This is a genomic window from Wenzhouxiangella sp. XN24, assembly GCF_011064545.1.
Lineage (GTDB): Bacteria > Pseudomonadota > Gammaproteobacteria > Steroidobacterales > XN24 > XN24.
Genome location: NZ_JAAMFG010000035.1, coordinates 162,085 through 173,255 on the forward strand (window position 1 = coordinate 162,085; position 11,171 = coordinate 173,255).

Annotated in this window: 7 protein-coding genes; 5 read left to right on the forward strand and 2 right to left on the reverse strand. The window is 58.7% G+C overall.

What is annotated here, in order from left to right:
- Nucleotides 1–734: 734 nt before the first annotated feature.
- From G6032_RS11745 to G6032_RS11760, 4 genes are all read left to right on the forward strand, one after another.
- On the forward strand, nt 735–1,901 hold the full coding sequence (locus G6032_RS11745) for a Gfo/Idh/MocA family oxidoreductase (protein WP_165282332.1): 1,167 nt from the start codon (nt 735–737) through the stop codon (nt 1,899–1,901).
- A gap of 178 nt (nt 1,902–2,079) precedes the next feature.
- Entirely contained in the window at nt 2,080–4,068 is a 1,989-nt protein-coding gene (locus tag G6032_RS11750) for a bi-domain-containing oxidoreductase (RefSeq protein WP_240902247.1), read from the forward strand.
- Between the two features lie 226 nt (nt 4,069–4,294).
- Complete coding sequence (locus tag G6032_RS11755; RefSeq protein WP_346763817.1) at nt 4,295–5,815, forward strand: alginate lyase family protein; 1,521 nt, start codon at nt 4,295–4,297, stop codon at nt 5,813–5,815.
- 18 nt (nt 5,816–5,833) lie between these two features.
- On the forward strand, nt 5,834–7,063 hold the full coding sequence (locus G6032_RS11760) for a glycosyltransferase family 4 protein (protein WP_165282335.1): 1,230 nt from the start codon (nt 5,834–5,836) through the stop codon (nt 7,061–7,063).
- Here the strand turns inward: G6032_RS11760 and cysN are convergent.
- Both cysN and cysD read right to left on the reverse strand, forming a co-directional pair.
- Entirely contained in the window at nt 7,060–8,973 is a 1,914-nt protein-coding gene (gene cysN / locus G6032_RS11765) for a sulfate adenylyltransferase subunit CysN (protein WP_165282336.1), read from the reverse strand. The genes G6032_RS11760 and cysN overlap by 4 nt on opposite strands.
- A complete protein-coding gene (gene cysD / locus G6032_RS11770) occupies nt 8,973–9,926 on the reverse strand; it encodes a sulfate adenylyltransferase subunit CysD (protein WP_165282409.1) in 954 nt (317 codons plus the stop codon). Before cysD ends, cysN begins: the two co-directional genes overlap by 1 nt.
- A gap of 151 nt (nt 9,927–10,077) precedes the next feature.
- Between cysD and G6032_RS11775 the strand changes: the two genes are divergently transcribed.
- Nucleotides 10,078–11,151 (forward strand): hypothetical protein, encoded by a 1,074-nt coding sequence (locus G6032_RS11775; RefSeq protein WP_165282337.1) that lies wholly within the window; start codon nt 10,078–10,080, stop codon nt 11,149–11,151.
- Nucleotides 11,152–11,171: the final 20 nt, after the last annotated feature.

The following is an 11,171-nucleotide window of genomic DNA, read 5'->3' on the forward strand; positions in this document are numbered from 1 at the left end:
CAAAAGTCAGGCGACGGACGAACCGCCTTGCAGATCTGGGAGATCGCCTCGGTGCGACCTCGCTTCGGCTTTCAGCGAATCCATGTGATGCGATGGCGGGAGGGCTGGGGTTGAACAAGTAGCGCGTTCTGCGCCTGTACCGCCTCCAGCGGCTGCAGCTCAGGAGGCGGCGGGCGGCACAAACACACGTGTGCCTGCATCGGTCGGTTCCGGTATCGTAACCAGCGACTTCCGGGCAGCGCGGGAGTATGGATTTCGTGCATGATCTAGTCTCGGACGGCAGGCCGTTTCGGATACTCACGGTGGTCGAGCAGTTGAGTCACTGGTCACAAGGTCTCATTGGCCCTCAAACGGGCGCTTGGCTTTTGGCCCAGTGCTCATGTCAATAACAGGTCGGTCACGGCACGGAGTCCACGTCGAAGAGGTTGGAGGAAATGGACTGGGTTGGGTGGGAACCTGCTCAATTTCGTACGACCGGGAAAGCGGACAGAAAATGGTACAACTCCAGGCAATTCTTCCAACGGCAGGTGGCGGGAGGCGAAAATCGAGGCTTGGCGGCTGGACTAAAATTACGACCGGCCATTTAGTTAACTCGGGCACCTGAGACCGGAGGAATTTATCCAAGGCCGTCAGGGCAAGCTGACCTTGGAGGCGGCGGAAGTCCAGTTATAGGTGGCACAAAATCGGACAAGAAGCAGGGGAAACTGCAGGAAGGACAAAGGTAAGGCACACTAATGGCAACAGAATCTTATTTGGATCAGCCGCTTTCCTATAAGTTGCGTAAGGTCGCAAGGTACGCGAACCTTTACGGCATAGGTCGCACGATTGAGAAGGTACGGGCGCAGTATCATATGGGTGCCCAACTTGGGTTTGACGGCGTCCGCTATGAAAACAGGGAGTGCAACTCCCCCGATGATCCTAACCGCACGATCGGCCTAATGGGCTGCGGGTCCTTCGCCTACTCGACTATCGCCTTTTATTTGAATAAATTTGATCCTGGTTGCATTCGTGCTGCCATGGATACTGACAGCGCTCGAGCGCGTTCGCTGGTCGACCGGTACGGTGCCGCTTATGCGACGACGGATCCAGCCGTTATTGTCAACGATCCACGCATCGATCTGGTCTTTGTTGCCTCAAATCATGCATCCCATGCTCCGTATGCCGTGATGGCTCTCGATGCGGGCAAGGATGTCCATATCGAGAAGCCTCATGTGGTGACGTCGCAGCAACTTTCCGAGTTGGTCTCGGCGATCCAGCGTAACCCGGACCGAAAGGTCTATCTTGGTTTCAATCGGCCTCGCTCAAATCATTTCGTGCGTCTCCAGCGAGTGCTCTTGGAGGAAGAAGGTCCGGCGATGATCAACTGGTTCATCGCGGGACACGAGATCGCAGAGGGGCATTGGTACTTTGACGAGGCTGAGGGCGGGAGAATTCTTGGCAATTTGTGCCATTGGAGCGATCTGACACTTCAAATCGTCGGCCTCGAAAAAGCGTTCCCATGTCGGATTGTGCCGTGTTCTCCGGTTGGTGCGAAATCCGATTTCGTCACTTCGATCGAGTTTGCGGACGGTTCGATGGCTGCGCTGACCTTTTCCGCAAAGGGTCATACCTTTGAGGGTGTGAGGGAAGTGCTTAATCTCCATAAGGGACAGGTTCTTGCTGAGATCAAGGATTTCAAGTCGCTCTCCCTTATGCGGGGTGCGACCCGATGGACGCATAGCAGTTGGTGGCGCGATCACGGGCACAGAGCCAACATATTGAATAGCCATAAGGGATCTAGATATGGCGAGCCGAAAAGTGCTGCCGATCTGGCTTATTTGGTCGCCACTGCCGAGCTGTTCTTGAAGATCCGTGAGGCTCATGACCAACGACGTGAGATCATTGTTGAGCGGCCATTGTGAGCCGAGGTTCGTACTGGTTGGCGCCGTACCACAAGAAGGAAGTAGCTAAGTGAAACAACTCCTCCAATCCCTCAAGGATGGGCGCACGACTGTGACGGATGTGCCTGCACCTCGTTGTAGTGCGGGGCAGGTTCTGATTAGAACTTCTGTCAGCCTGGTCTCAGCGGGAACGGAGAGGATGTTGGTCGAGTTCGGCAAAGGCAACCTGATTCAGAAGGCTCGCTCGCAGCCGGACAAAGTGAAGATGGTTTTGGAGAAGATGCGTACGGATGGGGTCGCCGCAACGCTCGACGCCGTTCAGTCCAAGCTTGATCAGCCCTTGGCTCTTGGGTACTGCAACGTTGGCCAGGCAATAGAGAGTTGTTCAGATGGCTTTGACATCGGAGATCGAGTTGTATCAAACGGCAAACATGCCGAAATCGTTGCGGTTCCACAGAACTTGTGTGCGCGTATTCCTGACGCTGTTTCCGACGAGGCCGCCAGCTTTACTGTCCTTGCTGCCATCGGCTTGCAGGGTATTCGCCTGGTGCAGCCCACGCTTGGCGAGTGTGTGGTAGTGACCGGACTCGGATTGATTGGCCTGATGACCGTACAGATGCTCCGGGCGCAAGGATGCCGCGTCCTCGGAGTTGATTTCGATCCCCGCCGGCTTGAATTGGCAAAAAACCTGGGCGCGGAGGTCGTCAATCCAGGCGTGGGCGAAGACCTGCTTGCGCGTGCAGTGGCGTTTTCCCGCGGCCGTGGGGTCGACGCGGTCCTGATTACCGCGGCGACCAAGAGTAATGAGCCCGTCAGCCAGGCGGCGAGGATGTGTCGCAAGCGGGGGCGTATTGTGCTGGTCGGGGTAGTCGGTCTCGGGCTAAACCGTGATGAATTTTATGAGAAGGAGCTGACGTTCCAGGTTTCCTGTTCATATGGGCCTGGTCGTTACGACCCGAGTTATGAAGAGGGTGGTCAAGATTACCCGATCGGATTCGTCCGCTGGACGGAGCAGCGCAACTTTGAGGCCGTACTGGATCTCATGGCCTCAGGTGCGCTGAATGTGGATCAGCTTATTTCGCATCGGTTCCTGATCGAAGAGGGCGAAATGGCCATGACCCTTTTAACTTCCGGGGAGCCTTCGCTGGGCATATTGCTCAAGTATCCTACTGCAGCGTCTTCTGAACCGGTCGCCCGACGTGTGCGCCTGCAATCAACGCCGATTGCGGGTCAAGGTGTAGTTGCCTTTTTCGGGGCCGGCAACTACGCGGGACGCGTGTTGATTCCAGCCTTCAAGGCCGCCGGAGCGAAGCTACATACCGTAGTGAGCGGTGGAGGTGTCAGCGCCGTCCATTTTGGCAGGAAGTTCGGTTTTGAGGAGGCCGCAACGGAGATTGATCCCGTACTCCAAGACTCGGATATCGACACTGTGGTCATTGCAACGCGCCATGACGCGCATGCCAGCCAAGTGCTGGCCTCTCTACAGTCAGGAAAGCACGTCTTCTGTGAGAAACCGCTATGCCTCACGCACGATCAGCTGACGCAAATCGAGACCGAGGTTGGAGCGCGCCCGGAGCAGCAGCTCATGGTCGGATTTAACCGCCGCTTTGCACCTCACGTGGCCAAGATGAAGTCTTTGCTGGACCCGATTGGAGAACCGAAGAGTATCGTCATAACCATTAACGCCGGTGAGATTCCGCCCGATCATTGGACACAGGATCCGGCAGTCGGCGGTGGGCGAATCATCGGCGAGGCCTGTCATTTCATTGACCTGGCGCGCCATCTTGTTGGTTATCCCAGTACTTCACTGCACGCTGCGGCCATTGGGCGCCACCCAGCGATCGCCGTCCGTAGCGACAAGGTCAGCTTGACGCTCGAATTCGAGGATGGGTCCGTGGCTACAATTCATTACCTTGCTAATGGCCATAAGAGCTTTCCCAAGGAACGCGTTGAAGTGTTCACTGCCGGCCGTGTGCTCCAGTTGGATAATTTTCTGAAGCTTCGCGGTTGGGGTTGGCCGGGATTCTCAAGGATGAGGCTCTGGCAACAAGATAAGGGTCAGGCCGCCTGCGCCCGGCAGTTCTTGCGGGCGGTGACTGAGGGGGGGGGATCCGCAATACCTCTGGCGGAAGTCATCGAAGTCTCGAGGATCACCATTGATGCGGCCGAAGCCGTACAGTCTGGGTGAGACCCGGGATGTCACGGTGTGGATCTACTTGCGGGCTGATGCTGCGAGGCCATTGCGTCCGCAGCTCACTTTCCAGAATCAAGAGACCGGAATCGCTGCGCAGCATACATCTCCCGTGGTGACTCGCTACTGGCACACGCTTCGCCATCTGCGTCCCATTCAGCTATATGGCCGAGTGTGGTTCAGGTTTTACCGGCCGCGGCTACACCTCGCTCCCCCTCCATCCGTGAGGGTCCGCACCGGAACGTGGGTTCCATGTGCCAGGCGATGCGCTTCTCTGGTTGGCCCTGGGCATTTCCAGTTTCTAGGTGTAGCGGGTGCGCTCGAGGAATTTGGCTGGGACGGACCCCAGCGCGAGAAGCTGTGGCGATATAACCAGCACTACTTCGATGACCTCAATGCTTCGAAAGCGGAGTCTCGGCGCGTGTGGCACGAATACTTGCTGGAGGACTGGGTTGCGAAAAACCCTCCGCCGCATGGTAGCGGATGGGAGCCCTACCCCACGTCGCTGCGCATCGTGAACTGGATCAAGTGGATTCTTTCCGGGAACGATTTGCCGAAGGCATGTGAGCATAGCCTGGCGGTCCAGGCTCGCTGGCTGGTCAGGCGCTTGGAGTTTCACCTGCTCGGCAACCACCTCTTCGCGAATGCGAAGGCGCTTGTCTTCGCTGGGCTCTACTTCGACGGCGCGGAGGCGCAACGATGGCTTAAGACCGGGCTGCGAATCCTGCGCCGGGAGGTGCAGGAGCAGGTTCTCGATGATGGAGGGCACTTCGAGCGAAGCACGATGTACCACGCGTTGGCGGTCGAAGATATCCTGGACTTGTGTAACCTGGCGAGCTGCTTTAGCGATGTTCTGGATGCCGAGCAGCAAGCGCAGGCAGAGGAGTGGCGTGGAACTGTTCCCCGGATGCTGCGCTGGTTACGTGCTATGTGCCATCCGGACGGTGAGATAGCGTTTTTTAATGATGCTGCATTAGGTATTGCTCCTACGCCGGCTGAGTTGTACGGCTACTCGGACAGACTTGGATTTCCTTCGAGTTTGGCCGTCGAAAGATCGGTCTGGCTTCCGGACAGTGGCTATGCCCGTTTGTCGTCAGGCGATGCGGTTGTCTTGCTGGATGTCGCGCCTGTCGGCCCGGACTACCTTCCTGGGCACGCTCACGCGGACACCTTGAGTTTCGAGATGTCTCTGGGGGAGCAGCGCGTACTCGTTAATTCTGGAACTTCCTGCTATGGCGCGAGTGCGGAAAGACTTCGACAGAGGGGAACGGCGGCCCACAACACCGTTCTGGTGAATGGCGAGGACTCGTCCGAAGTATGGAGCGGTTTCCGTGTCGCTCGTCGTGCATACCCGATAGATGCTGAATTCAACGACGAGAACGGCATTGAGGTTTCGAGCGCGCACGACGGATTCGAGCGTTTGCCGGGCGGTCCAGTGCATCGCCGAGCATGGAGATTGGAGTCTAAGTGCCTGATAGTCTCGGATTCGGTCGAAGGACCGCACACGAGCGCTGAGGCGCGATATCACTTGCATCCCGCTGTCGAGGTGTCTCCAGAGACTAACGAAGGTGGTGGACGCGGTGTGTTGCCTGACGGGCGGGTCATTTCCTGGCGCGTTGACAAGGGCGATAGCCGTATCGAGCCGACGACCTGGCATCCTCGCTTTGGGGCTAGCGAGTCGAATCTCTGTATCGTGTTGAGCTTGGACAAAGGTCAGGGCCGGATATGTTTTTTCTGGGACTAACACGTTAAGCAGCCGGCAATGCACATCCTGTTCATTAGTGACAACTTTCCACCGGAGGTCAATGCACCGGCAAGCCGCACGTTCGAGCACTGTAGAGAATGGGTTCGAGCGGGGTGCCGGGTCACGGTAGTTACGTGCGCGCCGAATTTTCCACGGGGCCGTGTGTTCGAGGGGTACAAGAATCGATTGTGGCAACGTGAGGATATCTCCGGAATTCAGGTGGTTCGGGTTTGGACATACATCACCGCAAACGAGGGCTTCACCAGGCGGATTCTTGATTACCTTAGCTTTATGTTCTCGGCCGTGATCGCATCGTGTTTTGTTCGCAGGGTTGACGTGGTGGTCGGCACATCGCCGCAGTTCTTCGCCGCCTTCGCGGCTTATGTCGCCGCGGCGATGAAGCGCGTGCCGTGGGTTTTCGAGCTCCGCGATATTTGGCCTGAATCCATTCGGGCCGTTGGAGCTATGAAGGAATCCAGGGTTCTGGACTGGTTAGAAAAGGTCGAGATGTTTCTCTATCGAAAGGCCGCCGCGATTGTCTCGGTTACGCATGCCTTCCGGGATACGCTGATTCGTAGGGGGGTCGATGCAGGAAAGATTCATGTTGTTACCAATGGCGTGGACACCGACAGATTCTCGCCACTGCCCAAAGACGCAGCATTGGTCGAGCAGCTTGGGTTAGCTGGAAAATTTGTGGGCGGCTACATCGGGACGCATGGCATGGCGCACGCTCTCGACACGTTGCTGGATGCCGCGGAGATCATTTCAAAAGAGCCAGGGGGTGATCGGTACCGGTTTTTGCTGCTTGGTGATGGGGCAAACAAGAAGGCCCTGATGGAAAGAGCAACCAAAGAGGGCTTGTCAAACGTTGTTTTTGTAGATTCCGTGCCTAAAGATGAAGTCGTTCGCTATTGGTCCGCGCTCGATGTGGCAATCATCCACCTGAAGCGGACAGAGTTGTTCACGACAGTTATTCCATCGAAGCTGTTCGAGTGTATGGGTATGGCCATCCCTGTGCTTCACGGCGTGGCAGGCGAGTCGGCAGATATCGTCGCGCGGGAGGAGGTTGGCCTGGCTTTCGAGCCAGAAAACCCTGCGGCGCTGTGTGAGGGCATGCGTCGGCTGAGCAGGGATCAGGCGCTGTATGATCGGTTTCGGGGCAATGGACCGCAAGCTGCCAAGCGCTATGATCGATCAGTCCTTGCCCATGAGATGCTCGATATCATATCCGGAGTTGTTGTGCGCTAGGCATCTGATAGCGCCGATCGCTGGTTGAGCAGGGCAATTACTCTCTCGGCCGACTGATTCGGCTCGAGTTGGCCGGATGCGATTATCAGCTCGGCTTGTTCCGGCTTCTCATACGGTGCATCCACTCCCGTAAAGTTCTTCAGCTCCCCGCGCCGCGCCTTCTTGTAAAGCCCCTTCGGGTCGCGTTCCTCGGCCACTTCCAGCGGAGTATCCATAAACACCTCGATGAACTCGCCCTCGGGAAAAAGCTGCCGGGCCATCCGGCGCTCGGATCTATAGGGCGAGATGAAGGCTGTCAGAACGATCAGGCCTGCGTCCACCATCAGCTTCGCCACCTCCGCGACGCGACGTATATTCTCGACCCGGTCCTCCTCGGTAAAACCCAGGTCGCGGTTCAGCCTGTGACGGACGTTGTCGCCGTCCAGCAAATACGTGTGATAGCCCATGGCATGCAGCTTCTTTTCGACCAGGTTCGCTACGGTCGACTTACCTGACCCTGACAAGCCCGTGAACCACAAGACACATGGCTTCTGGCCCTTAGCAGCAGCGCGCGCGGCCTTGTCGATGTCGGTGTGCTGCAGGTGGATGTTCTGCGAACGGCGCAGAGCGAAGTCGAGCATCCCCGCGCCGACGGTGTTGTTGTTGAGCCGGTCGATGAGGATGAAGCTGCCCGTGTCCCGGTTTTCCTCATAGGGATCGAAGGGCATCGATCGATCGAGACTCAGGTTGCAATAAGCGATCTCGTTGAGCTCGAGCTTCTTAGCCGCGATATGCTCCAGCGTGTTCACGTTGACCTGGTACTTGATGTCGGTGATCGAGCAGGGCACGAGGTTGGCGCCGATCTTCATCAGGTAGCCACGGCCGGGCAACAGCGCTTCTTCGGCCATCCACACGACCTTCGCTTCGAACTGGTCGGCGACCTGGGCGGGCGAGTCCACGCCCGAAATCACCGCGCCCCGCGAAATATCGATCTCGTCGTTGAGCATCAATGTGACCGACTGCCCGGCCACAGCCTGTTCGAGATCGCCGTCGAAGCTGACGATGCGCTTGACCGTGCTTTCCTTGCCGCTCGGTTGCACGCGGATCCGCTCGCCCGGGCGAATCACGCCGCTGGAGATCATCCCGGCGAAACCACGGAACGACGAGTCCGGCCGATTGACCCACTGCACCGGCAGACGGAACGGCGACTGCTGCATGATCCGTTCGTCCACCTCGACGGTCTCGAGATAGCCGATCAACGTCGGACCGTGATGCCAGCCCATTTCCACGCTGGGCTTGACTATGTTCTCGCCCTTCAACGCAGACACCGGAATCGCCGTAAATTCCTCGATCCCGATCTTCTTCGCGAACTCCGCGTACTCCGCGCGAATCTCCTCGAACCGATCCTGCGAGTATCCCACCAAATCCATTTTATTGACCGCCAGTGCCACATGCCGGATGCCCAGCAGCGACACCAGGTAGCTGTGCCGTCGCGTCTGCGTCAACACGCCTTGCCGTGCATCCACCAGGATCACCGCCGCATCCGCCGTGGACGCCCCGGTGACCATGTTGCGCGTGTACTGTTCGTGGCCCGGCGTGTCCGCGACGATGAACTTGCGATGCTCAGTCGCAAAAAACCGATACGCTACGTCGATCGTGATGCCCTGTTCGCGCTCGGCGGCGAGGCCATCCACCAGCAGCGCGAAGTCGATCTCTTCGCCCTGCGTGCCCCACTTCTTCGAGTCCTTCTCGATGATGCTGAGCTGGTCCTCGAACAGCAGCTTGGAGTCGTAGAGCATCCGCCCGATCAACGTGCTCTTGCCGTCGTCCACGCTGCCGCAAGTGATGAACCGCAGCAGGGTCTTGTGCTCGTGCTGGCGCAGGTAGTCCTCGACGCTGGCCGGGAGCAGTCCGGTCGTGACCTCGTCCATCAGAAATACCCCTCCTGCTTCTTGCGCTCCATGGACGCGCCGCCATCGTCGTAGTCGATGACCCGCCCCTGGCGCTCGGAGGCCGTCGCGAGGAGGATCTCACCGAAGATCTCGGGCAGACTCGTGGCATCCGATTCCACCGCGCCGGTCAGCGGATAGCAGCCCATGGTGCGGAACCGGACACGCTTGATCATCGGCTTCTCGCCCGGGTTCAGCGGCATGCGCTCGTCATCCACCATGATCAGCATGCCGTTGCGCTCCACCACCGGCTGCTCGGCCGCGAAATACAGCGGCACGATCGGCACGTTGTGCAGCCAGATGTATTGCCAGATGTCGGTCTCGGTCCAGTTCGACAACGGGAACACGCGGATGGTTTCGTCCTTGCGTTTGCGGGTGTTGTAGAGCTTCCACAGCTCGGGCCGCTGGTTCTTCGGGTCCCAGCGATGCTGGGCCGTGCGGAACGAGAAGATGCGTTCCTTGGCGCGTGACTTTTCCTCGTCGCGCCGCCCGCCGCCGAAGGCCGCATCGAAGCGGTACTTGTCGAGCGCCTGCTTCAGCGCGACGGTGTTCATGACGTCGGTGTACAACGCCGAGCCGTGCGTGAAAGGATTGATCCCCTGCGCCACGCCTTCCTCGTTGATGTGGACAAGCAGCTCCATCCCGACCTCTTCGACCATTTCCGACCGGAACGCGTAGAGGGCGCGGAAATTCCAGGTGGTGTCGATGTGCAGCAGAGGGAACGGCGGCTTGCCGGGATAGAAGGCCTTCTGCGCGATATGGAGCATCACGGCGCTGTCCTTGCCGACCGAGTAGAGCATCACCGGGTTCTCGGTTTCGGCAACCACTTCGCGCATGATGTGGATGCTTTCCGCCTCGAGTTGCTCGAGGTGGGTGAGGGTGCGGGTATCAGTCACCTGGGTTTCCTGCGCGAACGAGGTTCGGTGGCTGGCAATTGTACCGGAGTAGCATTAGGCTATGCGCCACCTGAGATGGTCTGGCCTGGATTCTTTGTGGGAATTCATGACCACATTTGGGCCGAATGGCTTGTGAGGCGCCGCTTGGATAGGTATAAATACGTATCAATTTTTCGGGGTTCATATCTGCATGTCATGGATTGACGCAGCCCTCATCGGATTCCTCGTCACCGCCGTCTTCATCCTCGCATTGCGTCCCGTCGCTTTCGCGATCGGTTTCGTCGACCGCCCCGGGGGGCGCAAGGGCCACCAGGGGATCGTGCCCGTCATTGGCGGCGTCGGTATGTACCTCGGACTGGTCACGACGTTGCCATTGCTCGCGGAACCGATGGTCGGGCAGACAGCATTCCTGGTTGCCGGCGGACTGCTGGTACTGGTCGGTGCTCTTGACGATCGATTCGACCTCCCGCCGAGCGTGCGCCTCGTCGCCCAGGCGACGGCGGCCCTGATCGTCTGTCTCGGCGCGGGGCTCGTCGCGGAGAACCTCGGCAATATCCTGTTTTTCGGGGATATTGCTCTTGGTCCCTTGGCGTTGCCGTTCACCGTGCTGGTGATCATCGCGGTCGTGAACGCGTTCAACATGATGGACGGCCTGGACGGCTTGGCAGGCGGTATCGGCCTTGCATCCCTGACGGCGGCGACACTCGCGGCACTGGTCTTCGGTGACGGGGCCGGGGCATCGCTTGGGTTCGTCGGAATCGCGGTGGTGCTGAGTTTCCTGCTCTTCAATTTCCCGATGGTGCGCAATCGCAAGGTGCGCACTTTCATGGGCGACGCCGGCAGTACCTTGCTGGGCTTTGCCGTGGTCTGGATGGGGTTGAAGCTGGCGCACGGCCCGACGCCCGTGATCTCACCGGTCACCGCCCTCTGGCTTGCAGCCCTGCCGATTTTCGACCTGTTCATCAGCTTCGTCCGACGCATTGCCAAGGGCCAGAATCCGTTGCATCCGGACAGCGAGCATCTGCATCACATCCTGTTCCGCGCCGGCTTCTCGGTCCGCCAGGTGGCGCTGATCATGACGACCATCGCGTTCCTGGTCGGGATTACCGGCGTGTTGTCGCATCGGGCCGGCGTCCCCGACGGCGTGTTGTTCTTCGGGCTCATCCTGATCGGGATTACCCAGGCTTTCACGGTGCGTCATGCCTGGAAGTTCGCAAGCTGGCTGCGGCGGCGGCGGCACGTTGAGGGCAAGGTGGAGGCCTGACCCGGTCAGCGCGCGCTACC